This window comes from Bacillus sp. JZ109 (assembly GCF_053903135.1).
In genome coordinates, this window is record NZ_CP096388.1 from 4,073,435 (window position 1) to 4,093,574 (window position 20,140).

The window sequence follows — 20,140 nt, forward strand, 5'->3', positions numbered from 1 at the left end:
CGTAAAATATCCTTAGAAAGGAGGTGATCCAGCCGCACCTTCCGATACGGCTACCTTGTTACGACTTCACCCCAATCATCTGTCCCACCTTCGGCGGCTGGCTCCTAAAAGGTTACCTCACCGACTTCGGGTGTTACAAACTCTCGTGGTGTGACGGGCGGTGTGTACAAGGCCCGGGAACGTATTCACCGCGGCATGCTGATCCGCGATTACTAGCGATTCCAGCTTCACGCAGTCGAGTTGCAGACTGCGATCCGAACTGAGAACAGATTTGTGGGATTGGCTTAACCTCGCGGTTTCGCTGCCCTTTGTTCTGTCCATTGTAGCACGTGTGTAGCCCAGGTCATAAGGGGCATGATGATTTGACGTCATCCCCACCTTCCTCCGGTTTGTCACCGGCAGTCACCTTAGAGTGCCCAACTGAATGCTGGCAACTAAGATCAAGGGTTGCGCTCGTTGCGGGACTTAACCCAACATCTCACGACACGAGCTGACGACAACCATGCACCACCTGTCACTCTGCCCCCGAAGGGGACGTCCTATCTCTAGGATTGTCAGAGGATGTCAAGACCTGGTAAGGTTCTTCGCGTTGCTTCGAATTAAACCACATGCTCCACCGCTTGTGCGGGCCCCCGTCAATTCCTTTGAGTTTCAGTCTTGCGACCGTACTCCCCAGGCGGAGTGCTTAATGCGTTAGCTGCAGCACTAAGGGGCGGAAACCCCCTAACACTTAGCACTCATCGTTTACGGCGTGGACTACCAGGGTATCTAATCCTGTTCGCTCCCCACGCTTTCGCTCCTCAGCGTCAGTTACAGACCAGAGAGTCGCCTTCGCCACTGGTGTTCCTCCACATCTCTACGCATTTCACCGCTACACGTGGAATTCCACTCTCCTCTTCTGCACTCAAGTTCCCCAGTTTCCAATGACCCTCCCCGGTTGAGCCGGGGGCTTTCACATCAGACTTAAGAAACCGCCTGCGAGCCCTTTACGCCCAATAATTCCGGACAACGCTTGCCACCTACGTATTACCGCGGCTGCTGGCACGTAGTTAGCCGTGGCTTTCTGGTTAGGTACCGTCAAGGTACCGCCCTATTCGAACGGTACTTGTTCTTCCCTAACAACAGAGCTTTACGATCCGAAAACCTTCATCACTCACGCGGCGTTGCTCCGTCAGACTTTCGTCCATTGCGGAAGATTCCCTACTGCTGCCTCCCGTAGGAGTCTGGGCCGTGTCTCAGTCCCAGTGTGGCCGATCACCCTCTCAGGTCGGCTACGCATCGTCGCCTTGGTGAGCCGTTACCTCACCAACTAGCTAATGCGCCGCGGGTCCATCTGTAAGTGGTAGCCGAAGCCACCTTTTATGTTTGAACCATGCGGTTCAAACAACCATCCGGTATTAGCCCCGGTTTCCCGGAGTTATCCCAGTCTTACAGGCAGGTTACCCACGTGTTACTCACCCGTCCGCCGCTAACATCAGGGAGCAAGCTCCCATCTGTCCGCTCGACTTGCATGTATTAGGCACGCCGCCAGCGTTCGTCCTGAGCCAGGATCAAACTCTCCGATAAAGTAGTTTGACTGACTACGCACATCGCTGTGCGATTTTTAAAAACTGAATTAACAGGTACGTTTTGTCTTGTTTAGTTTTCAAAGAACTTTGTTTACCGCTCGTTTAAGCGACTTTATTATCATAACATTTACCGCCGCTACTGTCAACAACTTTTTAGCATTTTCTTTTCAAAAAAGCTGTTCGTCATCAGCGACGTATATTAGAATAACACCTTCAGTTGTCTAAGTCAATACATAATATCAATTAAATGATAAATTGCTTAATGACGACTAACGCAGCTATTCCGGGTATTCCTAAAATTCCGCTGATAGCTGTTGTAACCAGATTAATCGGCACATGAATGCCAAGACTGCCGCCAAACATATTTACACAAACCAGCAGCAAAGCACCTGCCACAAATTTAACAGCTGTGATGCCAATCCACTTTAAAGGCTTCGCAGCTGAACCTGATAAAAAAAGAAGAATAACCAGTCCTAAAATAATCCCAATAATAAAAATAGGCTCCATGAATCTTCTCATCTCCTTCGCTTGTTCTAGTACAAGCTTATGAGAAGATCCAGGAGTTTAGACCACTTACTTCCACCGGCTGATTTTTAAATTTCGCTGCTTCGCTTCCCTTAAGTAAAAAAAATACTTCGCTTCAGCTACTTTCAGTTCGTATAACACTTCAGCAGACGGTTCTAAGCTTTTTTCAACCAGCTTTTTTTGCCTGTTCCACTCTTCCTTTTGCTTAAAAAGCTGCTCGGTTAGTTTTTCATCAAACTCTCTTCTTAATGTTTTCTTGCGAAGAAAACCCATGGATCGCTTTTTCCTCCTTACAATTCACGTCTTCCTTCAAGTGCTTTAGAAAGAGTGACCTCATCAGCATATTCCAAATCACCGCCGACGGGCAGTCCGTGGGCAATACGGGAGAGCTTAATACCAGACGGCTTGAGGAGCCTTGATATATACATCGCTGTTGCTTCCCCTTCTATATTAGGGTTTGTCGCGAGGATCACTTCTGTCACTTGATCATCCTGTAATCGTTTTAACAATTCTGGTATTTTAATATCCTCCGGTCCGATGCCGTCCATTGGAGAAATAGCGCCGTGAAGAACGTGATACTGTCCGTTGTATTCCTTCATTTTCTCCATAGCGATAACGTCTTTAGGGTCTTGCACAACACAGATAACAGACTTATCCCTGCGCGTATCTTCACATATATAGCAAGGGTCCTGATCTGTAATATGCCCGCAAACTGAACAATATGTCAGGTTGCGTTTCGCATTTACTAATGCTTTCGCAAAATCTAATACTACATCTTCTTTCATACCTAGAACAAAAAAAGCCAGACGAACCGCTGTTTTCGGTCCGATCCCTGGCAATTTCATAAAGCTGTCAATCAGCTTTGATATTGGTTCAGGATATTGCATGTTCTTTTATCCCCCTAGAATAAACCTGGCATGTTCATTCCCTTTGTAAATTGACCCATTGTTTCATTTGTGATTTCGTCAACTTTTTTCAAAGCTTCATTCGTTGCAGCAAGCACTAAATCTTGAAGCATATCAATATCTTCAGGATCAACGACTTCTTCTTTGATGATAACATCCAGGATTTCTTTTTGGCCGTTTGCTTTTACTGTTACCATACCGCCGCCTGCAGTTCCTTCAACAACCTTTTCTGCAAGCTCTTCTTGAGCCTTCGCCATGTCCTTTTGCATTTTTTGCATTTGTTTCATCATTTTTTGCATATTACCCATTCCGCCACGCATAGCATTCACTCTCTTTCATTTTGTTAGTCTTTTATTTCAATTAAATCCGCTCCAACAAGCTTTTTCGCTTCGGCAATAAGCGGGTCTTCTTCAGCCGGTACATTTGATCCTTCATTTTCCTGCTGATGATCTTCTAAAAATTCTTCTCTTATTTTACCCCATTGTGCTTCTGGAACGCCAATCAAATCCATTCTTTTTCCGAGCATCGATTCTAAAATCTGTTCAAGATTAGTCCGGACTCCGTTGTTATCCTCAGCGACCATTTTACAATGAATTTCATATTTGAATTTCAGAACAAATGCCGCCGATCCGGCAGCCACAGGTTCACTGTCATTCAGCAAAGCGGCATGTGATACTTTGTTTTGCTGTTTGAGATGAGCAAGAAGCTTGCCCCAACTGTTTCTGAGCAGATCAAGATCCGGTCTTGTGGCTTCCTTCAAAATCTCATGAATTCTGCCTACTGGCGCTTTGTAATTGGATTTCCCGCCCTTTGGCACACGCGGCGCTTCTTTTTTCGGGCTTTCCGCAGCTGCTTTTATGCCCGTTGTTTTGAGCCGCTCTACTTCCTGTTCGAGCTGCTGGATTTTTTTCATCAGCATATCCACTTCCGGGAGATCAGCAGCAGATTGATGTGAGGTTTGGCAAATCTTCACAACGGCCACTTCGAAAAAGATACGCGGATGATTTGTCCATTTCATTTCCTGATGGCTCTTGTTCAGAATATCAATCATTTCATATAGGGCCTGAGCCGGAATTTGTTCACTTAGTTCCCGGAACGTTTCATCGACTTTTACTTTCTCAAGCACTCCCTCTAAGCCAGGGGCTGTTTTGTACAGCAGCATGTCCCTGAAATAGAAAATCATATCTTCTATCAGCTTAGCTGGATCTTTTCCTTGCTGAAGCAATTCATTTAATGTTTCCAGTGCGTCAGAAACGTTTTTATCATGCAGGGATTGTGCAAGCTTCCCGATATATAATTGAGAAACAGCACCCGTAATTAAAAGCGCATCTTCGACTTTCAGGATATCGCCGCTGAATGATATGGCCTGATCAAGAAGGCTCAGGGCATCCCTCATCCCTCCGTCTGCAGCACTCGCGATGATATCCAGCGATCCTTCCTCCACTTGCAGCTGTTCAGCATCAACAATTTTATTCATGCGGCCTACAATCGCTTGGGAGGTAATTCGTTTAAAGTCAAAACGCTGACATCTAGAGATAATGGTTAAAGGAATTTTGTGCGGTTCAGTTGTTGCTAATATGAAGATACAATGCTCAGGCGGCTCTTCTAATGTTTTTAGTAATGCATTAAAAGCGCCGATAGAAAGCATATGCACCTCATCTATGATATATACCTTATATGTGACGGCCGATGGGGCAAACTTCACTTTATCGCGAATGTCACGAATCTCATCAACACCGTTATTAGAAGCGGCGTCAATTTCTATGACATCGGATATTGACCCGTTTGTTATCCCTTTACAGGCCGCACATTCGTTGCATGGCTCATCAACAGGAGCATGTTCACAGTTGACAGCCTTAGCAAATATTTTGGCTGCACTGGTTTTTCCGGTTCCTCTTGGCCCGGAAAACAGATAGGCGTGAGAAAACTTTTTTTGCAAAAGGGCATTTTGCAGCGTTTTTGTAATGTGCTCTTGTCCGACCACATCTTCAAAGCGCTGAGGCCTGAATACTCGATATAAAGCTTGGTAACTCACGGGTTTGCCCTCCTCCGTTATTCATCATTCCCATTATACATGAACCTTGTTTCGATTCCAAAAGCTCTTTTTACATAACAAAAAACTCACCTAATGTTAGGTGAGTTTGAAAATTTGATGATTGATTTACCGTGCACCTTCTGTCGATTCGCTACCCTAAGCGTTACTTAAGCAGTTAGCTCGGCCCAGGCAACCCTGCGGCACATGAGAGGTTTCACTTAATGCTGCTTCCTTCCGGACCTGACATGGTTCATGAATTCCCATTGCGCAGGACCCAAACGTCAACACCACTTACTTAAGGCAGGCCTTAAAGTAAACGAACCTCGAGAAGGGATTCGGCCCTGCTAGAGCGGATTGCAGGTACAGGGCACCGCTACCTCCCCGCTTAGCACGGCAAAATAAATATCAAATTTTATGTTGCATCTATTACGATGCACACTTAAGTATATCTGTTTCCCCTAAAAATTGCAACCGTACTATTCAGACAAGTTTTTCCTGGCGGCTTTCTTCTTTTTTCTTAGTTCTCTGAAAAACGCACTGAGCATTCCGCCGCATTCTTCCTCAAGTACACCGCTCACCACTTCAGCCTGATGATTAAAGCGTTCCTCCTGAAGAAGGTTCATTAGCGTGCCTGAACAGCCGCCTTTCGGATCAAATGCGCCAAAAACCACTTTTTCCACTCGAGAAAGTACGACGGCACCAGCACACATTGGACAAGGCTCAAGCGTCACATAAAGAGTCGCACCTTCCAGCCGCCATGTTCCGAGTGCCTTACACGCTTCATCAATTACAAGCATTTCTGCATGGGCAATAGATCGCTGTTCAGTCTCTCTTAAATTATGTGCACGCGCTATAATTTCATCATTAACGACAAGCACCGCACCTATTGGCACTTCACCTTTCTCTTCAGCCTTTTTCGCTTCTTTAATTGCTTCTTTCATATAAAGTTCATCTTGTGTCATAAGGATAAGCTCTCTTTTCAAAGTTTTTTCATTGCCTAAAAAGGCTACATATTAACTATAACTGAAACGGAAAGGAGACTGTCGATTGTCCAAAGCAGATACAGCCCTTCTCATTGTAGACATGATCAATAATTTTGAATTCGATATGGGAGAAACCCTCGCTAAAAAAACAGAAAAAATCGTTCCTCATATTTTATCATTAAAGGAGCACGCGAGACAAAATGAATGGCCGATTATTTACATCAATGATCATTATGGACTTTGGCAAGCTGACATTAAAAACATTCAGCAAGAATGCACAAATGAAAGAAGCAAGGGTATCATCACAAAGATAGCTCCGGAAGATGCTGATTATTTTTTAATCAAACCAAAACATTCCGCTTTCTACGAAACTGCACTTCACACCCTTCTTACTGAGTTGCAGGTGAGACATATTATCTTAACAGGTATAGCCGGCAATATATGTGTGCTGTTTACCGCTAATGACGCTTATATGAGGGAATACAACATCACGATTCCTAAGGACTGTATCGCGTCAAATAGTGACGAAGATAACGAATTCGCCTTAACTATGATGGAGAATGTTCTTTTCGCAGAAATTACGACGGAAGAACAAATTACAGAAAAATAAACATGATCAGCGCTTTTCTTTCATACATTGATAGCGATATGAAAGGAGGCGTTTTTCATTCAAATTTATGTGGTAAAACAAGGCGACACTCTTTCTGCTATCGCTTCACAATACAGAACAACCGTAAGTGAGATCGCTGAAACGAATGAAATACCGAATCCCGACAGCCTTGTTGTCGGACAAACCATTGTCATTCCAATAGCTGGCCAGTTCTATGATGTGAAGCGAGGTGATACCCTGACATCTATCGCCCGGCAGTTCAATACAACGGCAGCCGAGCTCGCAAGGGTTAACCGCATCCAGTTAAATACCGTGCTTCAGATTGGTTTCCGTTTATACATCCCACCAGCTCCTAAACGAGACATCGAATCAAATGCTTATTTGGAGCCCCGAGGAAATCAAGTCAGCGAAAATCTCCAGCAGGCGGCCAGAGAAGCGTCACCCTACTTAACGTACCTTGGCGCATTCAGCTTCCAGGCACAGCGGAACGGAACCTTAGTCGCACCGCCTTTAACGAATTTAAGGAGCATTACAGAAAGTCAAAATACAACATTGATGATGATTATAACGAACCTAGAAAACCAAGCATTCAGCGATGAACTTGGCCGGATCCTTTTGAACGACGAAACTGTAAAAAGACGGCTTCTAAATGAAATAGTCGAGAATGCCAGAAGATATGGCTTCCGTGACATTCATTTCGACTTTGAATATTTGCGGCCCCAGGATAGAGAGGCCTATAATCAATTCCTCCGCGAAGCAAGGGATCTTTTCCATCGAGAGGGCTTAGAAATTTCTACGGCTCTTGCTCCTAAAACAAGTGCAACACAGCAGGGCAGATGGTATGAAGCTCATGATTACAGGGCACATGGCCAAATTGTCGACTTTGTTGTTCTCATGACATATGAATGGGGCTATAGCGGCGGGCCGCCTCAAGCGGTTTCTCCAATTGGACCTGTCCGTGATGTCATAGAATATGCTTTGACTGAAATGCCTGCGAACAAAATTGTCATGGGCCAGAATTTATATGGATATGACTGGACGCTGCCATATACAGCAGGGGGAACTCCGGCAAGAGCAGTAAGCCCTCAGCAAGCCATTGTCATAGCTGATCAGAACAATGCTTCCATTCAGTATGATCAAACCGCTCAAGCTCCTTTCTTCCGCTATACTGATGCAGAAAACAGAAGGCACGAGGTATGGTTCGAGGATGCCCGCTCGATTCAAGCAAAATTCAATCTGATTAAAGAGCTGAATTTAAGAGGCATCAGCTATTGGAAGCTGGGTCTTTCCTTTCCACAAAACTGGCTGCTGCTGTCTGATCAATTTAATGTTGTCAAAAAGACGTTTCGATAATTTGGAAACGTCTTTTTTTCATAGGGGCACCCAAGGGTTGTGATACAATATGAAGGTCGGTAACTGACGCACGTTTTTCAGATATAAGGAGGATTCCGATGAATACAGCCCCTTTTATTGCAATAGAAGGTCCTATCGGGGCAGGAAAAACAACTCTCGCAACGATGCTCTCACAAGAATTCGGATTCCCTATGATCAATGAGATTGTAGAGGATAACCCGTACCTTGATAAGTTTTATGACAATATAGAGGAATGGAGCTTCCAGCTCGAGATGTTTTTTCTTTGTCACAGATACAAACAGCTTGAAGACACCAGTGATCACTTTTTAAAAAAGGGACAGCCTGTAATAGCTGATTATCATATTTATAAAAATGTGATTTTTGCGGAACGCACCTTGTCTCCACATCAGCTGGAAAAATACAAAAAGATATATCACCTGCTAACGGATGATCTGCCAAAGCCGAATTTCATCATTTACATAAAGGCCAGTCTGCCTACATTGCTACACCGCATTGAAAAACGCGGGCGCCCCTTTGAGAAAAAAATTGAAACTAGCTATTTGGAGCAGCTGATTTCAGATTATGAAGTCGCCATCAAGCAGCTGCAGGAAGCAGACCCTGAACTTACAGTGTTAACCGTAGATGGTGATTCAAAGGATTTCGTTTTGAATAAGAGCGACTTTGAACGCATTGCCGCCCATGTAAAGGAGCTTATCGTATGAAGGAACATCATATCCCTAAGAATTCAATTATTACAGTAGCAGGAACAGTAGGTGTCGGAAAATCGACTTTAACAAAAACTTTAGCTAAACGGCTTGGATTTAAAACATCTTTGGAGGAAGTCGATCATAATCCATATTTGGAAAAGTTCTATCATGATTTTGAACGTTGGAGCTTTCACCTTCAAATTTACTTCTTAGCTGAACGCTTCAAAGAACAGAAAACAATTTTTGAAGCCGGTGGAGGTTTTGTACAGGATCGTTCGATTTATGAAGATACAGGAATTTTCGCAAAAATGCATGCTGATAAAGGGACAATGTCAAAGGTTGATTATAAGACTTACACAAGCCTTTTCGAAGCAATGGTAATGACACCGTATTTCCCACACCCAGATGTGTTGATCTATTTAGAAGGAGATCTGGAGAACATTTTAAACCGGATTGAACAACGCGGCCGTGAGATGGAGCTTCAGACAAGCAGGTCTTATTGGGAAGAAATGCATACACGCTACGAGAACTGGATAAGCGGTTTTAATGCCTGCCCTGTTTTAAAACTTCGCATTGAAGATTATGATCTTCTGAACGACGAAAACTCGATTGAAAATATTGTAGATCAAATTGCTTCAGTTATTCATGATAATCAAAAAAAGTGAATCTCAGTCGAGATTCACTTTTTCTTTAAAATAAAAAATCCGCCGCACCGAATGCAACGGACAAAACAATCTCCAATATATGCTTGTGTTTCATTAGAATTAAAATCAATATGGCGGAGGAAGAGGGATTCGAACCCCCGCGGGCTTTGACACCCCTGTCGGTTTTCAAGACCGATCCCTTCAGCCGGACTTGGGTATTCCTCCGTATCGACAAGACTTACTATATCACGTATGTTCTCGTGTGGTCAAGCATTTTTAAAAACTTTTTTTGTTTTTATGAAAATGCCGTGTTTACATAAGCAAAAAGGCGCACCTTGTCAGGCACGCCTTTCCATAATTTACGGTTTCATTACTTCTCTATTCCCCATATAAGGACGGAGCACTTTCGGAATCACAACGCTTCCGTCTTCCTGCTGATAATTTTCTAAGATAGCGGCAACTGTTCTTCCAACCGCCAGTCCTGAACCGTTCAGTGTGTGTACATGCTCAGGCTTGCCTTTAGCTTCACGTCTGAAACGAATATTCGCACGTCTCGCCTGGAACGCTTCGAAGTTGCTGCAAGAAGAGATTTCTCGATATGTGTCTTGGCTTGGAATCCAAACTTCGATATCGTATTTTTTCGCAGCCGTAAATCCTAAGTCACCCGTACACATGCTCATGACACGGTATGGAAGCTCAAGCAGCTGAAGAACCCGTTCTGCTTGGTTTGTAAGCTTCTCTAATTCTTCATAAGAATCTTCAGGCTTCACAAACTTTACAAGCTCAACTTTATTAAATTGGTGCTGACGAATTAATCCGCGTGTGTCACGTCCTGCTGAACCAGCTTCAGAACGGAAGCAAGCACTGAATGCCGCATAGTTGATCGGCAGGCTGTCACCTGAAAGGATTTCATCGCGATGCATGTTTGTAATCGGCACTTCCGCCGTTGGAATTAAGAAATAATCTTCTTCTCTGATTTTAAATGCATCCTCTTCAAATTTAGGAAGCTGCCCCGTTCCCGTCATGCTTGCGCGGTTTACCATATATGGCGGGATCACTTCAGTGTAGTTATACTCATCCACATGCAGATCAAGCATAAAGTTATAAAGCGCACGCTCCAGACGAGCACCTAAGCCTTTATAGAACACGAAACGGCTTCCTGTTACTTTGGCAGCACGTTCAAAATCCAGAATACCCAGCTCATCCGCAATATCCCAGTGCGGCTTCGGCTCATAAGCAAATGAAGGCTTTTCACCCCATTTACGCACTTCTACGTTGTCGTCTTCTGTTTCACCGACAGGTACAGACTCATGCGGAATATTCGGGATTGAGAGAAGGATTGTATCAAGCTCAGCTTCCACTGTTCGCAATTCTTCATCAAGCTTTTTAATTTCCTCGCCGACTTCACGCATTTCTTTAATAATGTGATCCGCGTCTTTTTTCTCACGCTTCAGCACAGCAACCTGCTGAGAAACTTCATTTCGTTTCCCTTTTAACTCTTCAACCTTGCCGATAAGCTCTCTTCGTCTATCATCCAGCGCCTCAAACTTATCAAAATCAGTTAAGTCTTCGCCTTTGTGTACAAGCTTTGCTTTAATTTCTTGAAAATTTGCTCTCAGCATTTTCGTATCAAGCATGCGAAACACTCCTTTTTTTATTGATTTGTCGAAAATAAAAAGAGCCCTCATCCCCATAAAGGGACGAGAGCTCTCGCGTTGCCACCCTGATTGAAAACAAATCAAAGACTCGTTTTCCACTTTCAAACATAACGGTTATCCCGTAAATGCCTACTTGTTTCAGCATTTCGCTCAAGGATGGATTCAGACAGCATCTTTCACCGATTCGCACCAACCATCGGCTCTCTTAGAAAGAGAGGCTCCCTACTAGTTCCTATCAACGCTTTTCGATCTTTATTTGTGCTTATAATGTACTATAAGTTTCCACAGCTTTCAACTGTTTTATACAAGTGCCTTTTGCTTATATTCCTCAACCATTTCAACAAACAGCTGTGTCACTCGGTGATCTTCTGTCAGCTCCGGATGGAATGAGCAGCCAAGGAATTGCCCCTGTTTCGCGGCTACAATACGACCATTATGCTCCGATAGAACTTCAACATTTTCACCAGCTTTTAAAATATGCGGAGCACGGATGAATACCCCTGTAAAAGGCTCGTCCAAGCCTTTAATTGTTAAATCAGCTTCAAAGCTGTCAACCTGCCGGCCAAATGAATTACGTTCTACAACCACATTCAGAAGACCTAAATGAGGATTATCTGAACCGGCAATTTCTTTTGCTAATATAATTAATCCGGCACATGTTCCAAACATCGGTTTGCCCTGAGCAGCGAATTCACGAAGCGGCTCCATGAATTGATACGTATCGATCAAACGGCGCATCGTCGTGCTCTCACCGCCCGGCAAAATCAACCCGTCAACTTCGTTCAGCTGCTCCGGACGTTTTACGACAAGACCAGCCGCGCCGCATGCTTCAATCGCATGGATGTGCTCTCTAACTGCTCCTTGAAGTCCTAGTACACCTATTGTTAACATGTCAGCAGCGCTCCTATGTTCTTACCAGCCGCGTTCTTGCATACGCTGTTCTGGAAGTAAGTTTGAGATTTCAATCCCTTTCATTGCAGTACCAAGCTCTTTTGACAACTCAGCGATCAATTTGTAATCAGTAAAGTGAGTTGTTGCTTCCACAATTGCTTTCGCAAATTTAGCAGGGTTGTCTGATTTGAAAATACCAGAACCAACAAATACTCCGTCAGCACCGAGCTGCATCATGAGAGCAGCATCAGCTGGAGTTGCTACGCCGCCAGCGGCAAAGTTAACGACAGGAAGCTTGCCGTCTTTTTTAATTTGAAGAAGAAGCTCGTAAGGAGCACCTAGGTTTTTCGCTTCTGTCATTAGTTCATCCTCACTCATCGCAACTACTTTGCGCACTTGAGCGTTAACTTTGCGCATATGGCGAACAGCCTCAACAATATTACCTGTTCCAGGCTCACCTTTTGTGCGAAGCATAGAAGCACCTTCCGCAATACGGCGTGTTGCTTCACCAAGATCACGGCAGCCACAGACAAAAGGAACTGTGTATTCATTTTTATTTAAATGAAATTCTTCGTCAGCTGGCGTCAGAACTTCACTTTCATCAATATAGTCAACACCCATAGCTTCAAGCACACGCGCTTCAACAATATGTCCTATACGCGCTTTTGCCATTACCGGGATAGATACTGCATTCATTACTTCTTCCACGATTGTAGGGTCCGCCATACGGGCAACTCCTCCAGCCGCGCGAATATCTGCTGGCACACGTTCTAGCGCCATTACAGCGACAGCTCCAGCTTCTTCAGCGATTTTCGCTTGTTCCGCATTGATGACGTCCATAATGACGCCGCCTTTTTGCATTTCTGCCATTCCGCGTTTTACACGTTCAGTACCTGTTTGAGCCATTTCTTGGTCCCCCTAATCAAGGTATAGTTATATGATTTCTAATCCTTATTGTATCCTAGAAATCCAATAATTCATATGGATATATACTATTTTATTCGGTTTTTAGCGCTTTGAAAATCATTTTTTATTAAAAATTGGGTTTTTTCAGTATATTACGCGAAAGAGCCCTAACATCCATCAGAGCTCTTTCAATTGATTAAAACCAGCCGGTTACCGTATCAACAATGCTTCCCCAAATTCCGGCAAAAAATCCGCCGATACTGCGCATTGTCAAAACAAACCAGTTTGCTTTTTCTACATTTTCTTTTGTAACAAGGTCTACGCCAGCCAGATCGCTGTTAAGGAATCCGTAATCCTTTTCATCACCTGTGTATTCCGCAGTCAGCTTCCCAACCTTGGTTCCTTTTTTCACAGGAGCAGTTAAGTTGTCTTTATTCAGTGTGACCTTCGCTTTGTAATTCTTTTCTTCACCATTTTTGACAGGAAGAGAGAACGCCTTGTTTGTCACAATGCCTACTTCTTTCTCTTTACCCTTATCAACTGAAATTGTTTTATGGCCTTTTACTTGATTGCCTTCAGCATAAATTTCTTTCATGGAGAAATTGTCGAAAGCATAATCAAACATTTTCTTCGTTTCATCGAAACGGCCTGTATGAAGGTTGCCCTTTGCGTTTAAAACAACAGTGATGACACGCATACCGTTGCGTTCAGCTGTTCCTGTAAAGCATGAACCCGCAGAGTCAGTAGAACCTGTTTTCAGTCCGTCTACAGTCGCTTTTTTATACTCGCTGACAAGCCCCTTCAGCATAAAATTCCAGTTCGGCATGTCCATTTCATCATCGGTGCCTTCTCGGAATTTCGTTTTGGCGATACTGGAAGTCTCCAGTATCTCAGGGTAATCAGTAATCAAGTGATCCGCAAGAATCGCCATATCCTTTGCAGAAACTTCACTTTCTTCATTTACGCTTGTCCCCTCAGGCTGATGCCCGTGAAGATCTTTGTTTTCAAGACCTGTTGCGTTAACAAATTTGTAATCTGTTAAGCCTAGTTCTTTTGCTTTTGCATTCATTTTTTCAACAAACTTAGTTTCAGAACCGGCAACGATTTCTGCAATCGCAATAGCAGCAGCATTTGCAGAATAAATTGCTGTAGCTTGATATAATTCTTTTACTGTGTATTTCCCGTCTTTCCGAAGAGGAACGTTTGATAAGCTGTTATCTTGGGAAATTTCATACACATAGTCATCAGGCGTATAGGTTTGGTCCCATTTCACTTTACCTTGATCAATTGCTTCCAATAACAGATACTCTGTCATCATTTTTGTCATACTCGCAATTGGCAGTCTCTTATCTGCATTTTTACTGTAAAGAATTTTACCTGAAGAAGCTTCGATCATAATAGCAGCAGATGCATTGATATCAATTGGATCGCTGGCTGCTTTTGCTTTTGACATTGGAGCCAGACACGTGACAGCTAGAGTTAACACAACCAATGACATCAGTAGCTGTTTACATTTCTTGATGTTCAATCGTACGACCTCCGTATTTCATTTTCTTCATCTATAATTAAGCCGTTAAGGACATTTTCAATGCACAACAGTATAAATTTTATCATAATCAGTATAAAAAAAATAGACAGAGTCAGAGACCCTGTCAAATGTTTTTAATTTGTAACAATTTATTATGAAATTGTATAGTTAGGTGATTCTTTTGTAATCTGTACGTCATGCGGATGGCTTTCGCGAAGTCCTGCGCCAGTCATGCGAATGAACTGAGCTTCTTCTCTTAGCGCACGCAGATCTTTGGACCCGCAATACCCCATACCAGAACGAAGACCTCCGACTAGCTGATAAACGGTTTCTTCAACTGGTCCTTTGTAAGGTGTGCGTCCTTCAATTCCTTCAGGAACAAATTTTTTGTTTTCTTCTTGGAAGTAACGGTCTTTACTTCCTTTTTCCATTGCAGCAACTGATCCCATGCCGCGGTATACCTTAAATCTTCTGCCTTGGTAGATTTCAGTTTCACCAGGGCTTTCTGATGTGCCTGCAAGCAAGCTTCCGAGCATAACAGCATGTCCGCCGGCTGCCAATGCTTTAGTGATATCGCCAGAGAATTTAATCCCACCGTCGGCTATGATTGTTTTGCCGTGTTTTCTTGCTTCAGTCGCACAATCATAAATTGCTGTAATTTGTGGAACACCGACGCCGGCTACAACACGTGTAGTACAAATTGAGCCAGGTCCTATTCCAACTTTGACAACGTCTGCTCCAGCTTCGATAAGCGCTCTTGTCGCTTCAGCTGTTGCCACGTTTCCAGCAATAATGTTTAATTCGGGATACGTTTCACGGATTTTTGTGACTGTGTTTAAAACGCCTTGAGAGTGTCCGTGAGCTGTATCGATAACAATCACATCAACATTGGCTTCAACAAGCTTTTTGACGCGAGTCATTGTATCGCCAGTTACACCAACTGCCGCGCCAACGATCAGGCGGCCGTGAATGTCTTTAGATGAGTTCGGAAACTCAATGACTTTTTCAATGTCTTTAATTGTGATAAGACCTTTTAATTTATTCTGGTCGTCTACGAGAGGAAGCTTTTCAATTTTATGTTTCTGCAAAATCTTTTCAGCTTCATCCAGAGTAGTTCCTACAGATGCAGTAACTAGCTCTTCTTTCGTCATGACATCGCTGATTTTCATTGAGTAGTCAGAAATAAAACGAAGGTCACGGTTTGTAATAATTCCAACAAGCTTCTGGTCTTCTTCGTTATTTACAATCGGAACACCGGAAATTCTGTATTTCCCCATCAAATGCTCCGCATCAAATACTTGGTGATCAGGAGTTAAAAAGAAGGGATTTGTGATAACGCCGCGCTCAGAACGCTTTACTTTATCAACTTGTTCAGCCTGCTGTTCAATGGACATATTTTTGTGAATGATGCCCAAGCCGCCCTGTCTTGCCATTGCAATTGCCATTGCTGATTCTGTTACAGTGTCCATACCTGCGCTGATGACAGGAATATTTAGCTTTAACGTTTTTGTAAGTTCTACAGATAAATCCACATCACGCGGAAGTACCTCAGACTTTGCTGGTACAAGCAGCACATCGTCGAACGTTAAGCCTTCTTTTGAAAATTTACTTTCCCACATTAGTAAATCCCCCTCTTTTCGGCAAAATATTATATGTAGATTATCAACTAGCCAAGAGCATGTCAAGGAAGCGGGAAAGAGTTGAAATATTTAGATAACGGAAAGGATCAAGAAATATACATGACATATCATGAGTGGAAAGAATTAGCGCTATTTTACTCCGTTGAATCAACCCAGAAATTTCTAGAAAAGGTTTATACCTTAAACGGTATTGACGATGCGAAAAAAAACTCTTTTAAAAACAGTGAACGGTTTATTTATTTCTTAAAGCATGCCGAATCGTTTTATAAACAAGCCGCATATTCTCCCTTAGAAATCAAACCGATTCTTTTATTTTATGGAATGGCACAGCTTATCAAAGCATGCTTAATTACACGTGATCCTCATTATCCAAGCCATACATCGGTACTGGCACATGGCGTAACAACAAGAAAACGAAAGAAACAAAATTATTGTTTTAGCGATGATGAAGTGAAAATACAACGGAATGGCCTATGCGTACATTTTATGAAACATTTATTCGGACAATCGGATATAGTAGATGAACGGTATACCATGAAAAAATTATTAATGGCCATTCCAGAACTTAGCGATATTTTCTACTTTCAGCAGAAAGAACGATTTATAACAAAAGTTGAGAAGGATAAGAACGAAATTTTTGTACCGGAGGAAGTAGTAATCAATTACAAAATGTCTGATTCAAGGTTTGCTGAATATATGTCCCATCATTATCAATGGTCTTTCACAAAAAAAAATGAACACGGGCTGCTGTTCGAAATTTCACCACAAGACAAAGAGCCATGGACATCGACCAGCTTATTGTTTGACATGGAAAAGAACCAATATTATATCCCTTCTCAAAGGGAGCAATTTCTGAGGCTTCCCGAAATGACAATTCATTATTTGATTTTGTACAACGTTGGGATGATTGCAAGGTATGAAACAGAATGGTGGTATGAGTTATTAACACAGCATATAAGTGATGACTACGTGTTAATTCAGCAGTTTTTATTAGTAACAGAAAAGAAATTCCCTAAATACGCTTCACAGTTTCTTCTTCATTTTTAACAAACAAAAAACCCAGCTCAATGAGCTGGGTTTAAACTTGCTTGGCGGCGTCCTACTCTCACAGGGGGAAACCCCCGACTACCATCGGCGCTGAAGAGCTTAACTTCCGTGTTCGGTATGGGAACGGGTGTGACCTCTTCGCTATCGCCACCAAACAAATTGAGAGTGTTCTCTCAAAACTAGATAACAGGTGTGACATCATTCAAAATATGGTTAAGTCCTCGATCGATTAGTATCTGTCAGCTCCATGTGTCGCCACACTTCCACCTCAGACCTATCAACCTGATCATCTTTCAGGGATCTTACTTCCTTGCGGAATGGGAAATCTCATCTTGAGGGGGGCTTCATGCTTAGATGCTTTCAGCACTTATCCCGTCCGCACATAGCTACCCAGCGATGCCCTTGGCAGAACAACTGGTACACCAGCGGTGCGTCCATCCCGGTCCTCTCGTACTAAGGACAGCTCCTCTCAAATTTCCTGCGCCCGCGACGGATAGGGACCGAACTGTCTCACGACGTTCTGAACCCAGCTCGCGTACCGCTTTAATGGGCGAACAGCCCAACCCTTGGGACCGACTACAGCCCCAGGATGCGATGAGCCGACATCGAGGTGCCAAACCTCCCCGTCGATGTGGACTCTTGGGGGAGATAAGCCTGTTATCCCCGGGGTAGCTTTTATCCGTTGAGCGATGGCCCTTCCATGCGGAACCACCGGATCACTAAGCCCGACTTTCGTCCCTGCTCGACTTGTAGGTCTCGCAGTCAAGCTCCCTTGTGCCTTTACACTCTGCGAATGATTTCCAACCATTCTGAGGGAACCTTTGGGCGCCTCCGTTACCTTTTAGGAGGCGACCGCCCCAGTCAAACTGCCCACCTGACACTGTCTCCCCGCCCGATAAGGGCGGCGGGTTAGAAGGTCAATACAGCCAGGGTAGTATCCCACCGATGCCTCCACCGAAGCTGGCGCTCCGGTTTCCAAGGCTCCTACCTATCCTGTACAAGCTGTACCAACATTCAATATCAGGCTGCAGTAAAGCTCCACGGGGTCTTTCCGTCCTGTCGCGGGTAACCTGCATCTTCACAGGTACTATAATTTCACCGAGTCTCTCGTTGAGACAGTGCCCAGATCGTTGCGCCTTTCGTGCGGGTCGGAACTTACCCGACAAGGAATTTCGCTACCTTAGGACCGTTATAGTTACGGCCGCCGTTTACTGGGGCTTCAATTCGCACCTTCGCTTACGCTAAGCGCTCCTCTTAACCTTCCAGCACCGGGCAGGCGTCAGCCCCTATACTTCGCCTTACGGCTTCGCAGAGACCTGTGTTTTTGCTAAACAGTCGCCTGGGCCTATTCACTGCGGCTCTCTCGGGCTTGCACCCTAACAGAGCACCCCTTCTCCCGAAGTTACGGGGTCATTTTGCCGAGTTCCTTAACGAGAGTTCTCTCGATCACCTTAGGATTCTCTCCTCGCCTACCTGTGTCGGTTTGCGGTACGGGCACCTCTCACCTCGCTAGAGGCTTTTCTTGGCAGTGTGGAATCAGGAACTTCGCTACTATATTTCGCTCGCCATCACAGCTCAGCCTTATGGGAAACGGATTTGCCTATTTCCCAGCCTAACTGCTTGGACGCGGATATCCAATACCGCGCTTACCCTATCCTCCTGCGTCCCCCCATTGCTCAAATGGTGAGGAGGTGGTACAGGAATATCAACCTGTTGTCCATCGCCTACGCCTTTCGGCCTCGGCTTAGGTCCCGACTAACCCTGAGCGGACGAGCCTTCCTCAGGAAACCTTAGGCATTCGGTGGAGGGGATTCTCACCCCTCTTTCGCTACTCATACCGGCATTCTCACTTCTAAGCGCTCCACCAGTCCTTCCGGTCTGGCTTCACAGCCCTTAGAACGCTCTCCTACCACTGTTCGAAGAACAGTCCGCAGCTTCGGTGATACGTTTAGCCCCGGTACATTTTCGGCGCAGAGTCACTCGACCAGTGAGCTATTACGCACTCTTTAAATGGTGGCTGCTTCTAAGCCAACATCCTGGTTGTCTAAGCAACTCCACATCCTTTTCCACTTAACGTATACTTTGGGACCTTAGCTGGCGGTCTGGGCTGTTTCCCTTTCGACTACGGATCTTATCACTCGCAGTCTGACTCCCAAGGATAAGTCATTGGCATTCGGAGTTTGACTGAATTCGGTAACCCGGTAGGGGCCCCTAGTCCAATCAGTGCTCTACCTCCAAGACTCTTACCTTGAGGCTAGCCCTAAAGCTATTTCGGAGAGAACCAGCTATCTCCAGGTTCGATTGGCATTTCACCCCTACCCACACCTCATCCCCGCACTTTTCAACGTGCGTGGGTTCGGGCCTCCATTCAGTGTTACCTGAACTTCACCCTGGACATGGGTAGATCACCTGGTTTCGGGTCTACGACCACGTACTCATGCGCCCTATTCAGACTCGCTTTCGCTGCGGCTCCGCATCTTCTGCTTAACCTTGCACGGGATCGTAACTCGCCGGTTCATTCTACAAAAGGCACGCCATCACCCGTTAACGGGCTCTGACTACTTGTAGGCACACGGTTTCAGGATCTCTTTCACTCCCCTTCCGGGGTGCTTTTCACCTTTCCCTCACGGTACTGGTTCACTATCGGTCACTAGGGAGTATTTAGCCTTGGGAGATGGTCCTCCCGGATTCCGACGGAATTTCACGTGTTCCGCCGTACTCAGGATCCACTCAGGAGAGAACGAAGTTTTGACTACAGGGCTGTTACCTCCTATGGCGGGCCTTTCCAGACCTCTTCATCTACCTCGTTCCTTTGTAACTCCGTACAGAGTGTCCTACAACCCCAAGAGGCAAGCCTCTTGGTTTGGGCTAATCCCGTTTCGCTCGCCGCTACTCAGGGAATCGCATTTGCTTTCTCTTCCTCCGGGTACTTAGATGTTTCAGTTCCCCGGGTCTGCCTTCTCATATCCTATGAATTCAGATATGGATACCACTCCATTACGAGTGGTGGGTTTCCCCATTCGGAAATCTCCGGATCAAAGCTTGCTTACAGCTCCCCGAAGCATATCGGTGTTCGTCCCGTCCTTCATCGGCTCCTAGTGCCAAGGCATCCACCGTGCGCCCTTTCTAACTTAACCGTT

General features: G+C 44.6%; 16 protein-coding genes, 1 tRNA gene, 3 rRNA genes, 1 other RNA gene and 1 other annotated feature. Of the genes, 5 read left to right on the top strand and 16 right to left on the bottom strand.

Annotated elements, in window-relative coordinates:
* Positions 1-16 precede the first annotated feature (16 nt).
* From M1D94_RS21510 to tadA, 8 genes are all read right to left on the bottom strand, one after another.
* Positions 17-1,566 (bottom strand): 16S ribosomal RNA (locus M1D94_RS21510).
* A 245-nt stretch (positions 1,567-1,811) separates the two neighbouring features.
* Complete coding sequence (gene bofA, locus M1D94_RS21515; protein ID WP_003225421.1) at positions 1,812-2,075, bottom strand: sigma-K factor-processing regulator BofA; 264 nt, start codon at positions 2,073-2,075, stop codon at positions 1,812-1,814.
* Positions 2,076-2,141: 66 nt separating this feature from the next.
* Positions 2,142-2,366, bottom strand: coding sequence for a YaaL family protein (locus M1D94_RS21520; protein ID WP_003242387.1), 225 nt, complete (start codon positions 2,364-2,366; stop codon positions 2,142-2,144).
* 17 nt (positions 2,367-2,383) lie between these two features.
* Positions 2,384-2,980, bottom strand: coding sequence for a recombination protein RecR (gene recR / locus M1D94_RS21525; RefSeq protein ID WP_003225425.1), 597 nt, complete (start codon positions 2,978-2,980; stop codon positions 2,384-2,386).
* A 14-nt stretch (positions 2,981-2,994) separates the two neighbouring features.
* Positions 2,995-3,318: a YbaB/EbfC family nucleoid-associated protein gene (locus M1D94_RS21530; protein WP_003225427.1), complete on the bottom strand. Its 324-nt coding sequence runs from the start codon at positions 3,316-3,318 to the stop codon at positions 2,995-2,997.
* 23 nt (positions 3,319-3,341) lie between these two features.
* Positions 3,342-5,033: a DNA polymerase III subunit gamma/tau gene (gene dnaX, locus M1D94_RS21535; protein WP_015253021.1), complete on the bottom strand. Its 1,692-nt coding sequence runs from the start codon at positions 5,031-5,033 to the stop codon at positions 3,342-3,344.
* Positions 5,034-5,162: 129 nt separating this feature from the next.
* Positions 5,163-5,427, bottom strand: an RNA gene (ffs, locus tag M1D94_RS21540) — signal recognition particle sRNA large type.
* An 82-nt stretch (positions 5,428-5,509) separates the two neighbouring features.
* Positions 5,510-5,995: a tRNA adenosine(34) deaminase TadA gene (tadA, locus tag M1D94_RS21545; RefSeq protein ID WP_003226784.1), complete on the bottom strand. Its 486-nt coding sequence runs from the start codon at positions 5,993-5,995 to the stop codon at positions 5,510-5,512.
* 85 nt (positions 5,996-6,080) lie between these two features.
* Between tadA and M1D94_RS21550 the strand changes: the two genes are divergently transcribed.
* From M1D94_RS21550 to dck, 4 genes are all read left to right on the top strand, one after another.
* Positions 6,081-6,626 (top strand): isochorismatase family cysteine hydrolase, encoded by a 546-nt coding sequence (locus tag M1D94_RS21550; protein ID WP_049139610.1) that lies wholly within the window; start codon positions 6,081-6,083, stop codon positions 6,624-6,626.
* A 69-nt stretch (positions 6,627-6,695) separates the two neighbouring features.
* A complete protein-coding gene (locus M1D94_RS21555) occupies positions 6,696-7,979 on the top strand; it encodes a glycoside hydrolase family 18 protein (protein ID WP_128422147.1) in 1,284 nt (427 codons plus the stop codon).
* A 98-nt stretch (positions 7,980-8,077) separates the two neighbouring features.
* On the top strand, positions 8,078-8,701 hold the full coding sequence (dgk, locus tag M1D94_RS21560) for a deoxyguanosine kinase (RefSeq protein WP_003226790.1): 624 nt from the start codon (positions 8,078-8,080) through the stop codon (positions 8,699-8,701).
* Positions 8,698-9,351 carry a deoxyadenosine/deoxycytidine kinase gene (dck, locus tag M1D94_RS21565; protein WP_003226792.1) on the top strand — a complete coding sequence of 218 codons (654 nt, stop codon included), beginning with the start codon at positions 8,698-8,700 and terminating at the stop codon, positions 9,349-9,351. The genes dgk and dck overlap by 4 nt, the downstream gene beginning before the upstream one ends.
* Before the next feature lie 111 nt (positions 9,352-9,462).
* On the opposite strand, the gene M1D94_RS21570 is transcribed toward dck, so the two are convergent.
* From M1D94_RS21570 to guaB, 6 genes are all read right to left on the bottom strand, one after another.
* A tRNA-Ser gene (locus M1D94_RS21570) sits at positions 9,463-9,555 on the bottom strand.
* A 134-nt stretch (positions 9,556-9,689) separates the two neighbouring features.
* The gene (gene serS, locus M1D94_RS21575) at positions 9,690-10,967 is read right to left on the bottom strand and encodes a serine--tRNA ligase (protein ID WP_003247131.1); all 1,278 of its coding nucleotides are present in this window, start codon (positions 10,965-10,967) and stop codon (positions 9,690-9,692) included.
* A 56-nt stretch (positions 10,968-11,023) separates the two neighbouring features.
* Positions 11,024-11,236 (bottom strand) — a binding site (T-box leader).
* Positions 11,237-11,288: 52 nt separating this feature from the next.
* A complete protein-coding gene (gene pdxT / locus M1D94_RS21580) occupies positions 11,289-11,879 on the bottom strand; it encodes a pyridoxal 5'-phosphate synthase glutaminase subunit PdxT (protein ID WP_172851027.1) in 591 nt (196 codons plus the stop codon).
* Positions 11,880-11,900: 21 nt separating this feature from the next.
* Positions 11,901-12,785, bottom strand: coding sequence for a pyridoxal 5'-phosphate synthase lyase subunit PdxS (gene pdxS, locus M1D94_RS21585; RefSeq protein WP_003247145.1), 885 nt, complete (start codon positions 12,783-12,785; stop codon positions 11,901-11,903).
* A gap of 196 nt (positions 12,786-12,981) precedes the next feature.
* Positions 12,982-14,313: a D-alanyl-D-alanine carboxypeptidase gene (gene dacA, locus M1D94_RS21590; protein ID WP_124048705.1), complete on the bottom strand. Its 1,332-nt coding sequence runs from the start codon at positions 14,311-14,313 to the stop codon at positions 12,982-12,984.
* 152 nt (positions 14,314-14,465) lie between these two features.
* The gene (guaB, locus tag M1D94_RS21595) at positions 14,466-15,932 is read right to left on the bottom strand and encodes an IMP dehydrogenase (protein WP_003226803.1); all 1,467 of its coding nucleotides are present in this window, start codon (positions 15,930-15,932) and stop codon (positions 14,466-14,468) included.
* A gap of 120 nt (positions 15,933-16,052) precedes the next feature.
* Between guaB and M1D94_RS21600 the strand changes: the two genes are divergently transcribed.
* Positions 16,053-17,000, top strand: coding sequence for a YaaC family protein (locus M1D94_RS21600; protein WP_282627671.1), 948 nt, complete (start codon positions 16,053-16,055; stop codon positions 16,998-17,000).
* A gap of 39 nt (positions 17,001-17,039) precedes the next feature.
* Here M1D94_RS21600 and rrf read toward each other — a convergent pair.
* Positions 17,040-17,155, bottom strand: a 5S ribosomal RNA gene (gene rrf / locus M1D94_RS21605).
* Between the two features lie 54 nt (positions 17,156-17,209).
* Positions 17,210-20,137 (bottom strand): 23S ribosomal RNA (locus tag M1D94_RS21610).
* Between the last annotated feature and the right edge of the window lie 3 nt (positions 20,138-20,140).

Bases quoted from the DNA above. Each gene is read 5' to 3' on its own strand.
- bofA (WP_003225421.1), bottom strand. From the start codon at position 2,075: ATGGAGCCTATTTTTATTATTGGGATTATTTTAGGACTGGTTATTCTT.
- M1D94_RS21520 (WP_003242387.1), bottom strand. From the start codon at position 2,366: ATGGGTTTTCTTCGCAAGAAAACATTAAGAAGAGAGTTTGATGAAAAA.
- recR (WP_003225425.1), bottom strand. From the start codon at position 2,980: ATGCAATATCCTGAACCAATATCAAAGCTGATTGACAGCTTTATGAAA.
- M1D94_RS21530 (WP_003225427.1), bottom strand. From the start codon at position 3,318: ATGCGTGGCGGAATGGGTAATATGCAAAAAATGATGAAACAAATGCAA.
- tadA (WP_003226784.1), bottom strand. From the start codon at position 5,995: ATGACACAAGATGAACTTTATATGAAAGAAGCAATTAAAGAAGCGAAA.
- dgk (WP_003226790.1), top strand. From the start codon at position 8,078: ATGAATACAGCCCCTTTTATTGCAATAGAAGGTCCTATCGGGGCAGGA.
- dck (WP_003226792.1), top strand. From the start codon at position 8,698: ATGAAGGAACATCATATCCCTAAGAATTCAATTATTACAGTAGCAGGA.
- serS (WP_003247131.1), bottom strand. From the start codon at position 10,967: ATGCTTGATACGAAAATGCTGAGAGCAAATTTTCAAGAAATTAAAGCA.
- pdxT (WP_172851027.1), bottom strand. From the start codon at position 11,879: ATGTTAACAATAGGTGTACTAGGACTTCAAGGAGCAGTTAGAGAGCAC.
- pdxS (WP_003247145.1), bottom strand. From the start codon at position 12,785: ATGGCTCAAACAGGTACTGAACGTGTAAAACGCGGAATGGCAGAAATG.
- guaB (WP_003226803.1), bottom strand. From the start codon at position 15,932: ATGTGGGAAAGTAAATTTTCAAAAGAAGGCTTAACGTTCGACGATGTG.
- M1D94_RS21600 (WP_282627671.1), top strand. From the start codon at position 16,053: ATGACATATCATGAGTGGAAAGAATTAGCGCTATTTTACTCCGTTGAA.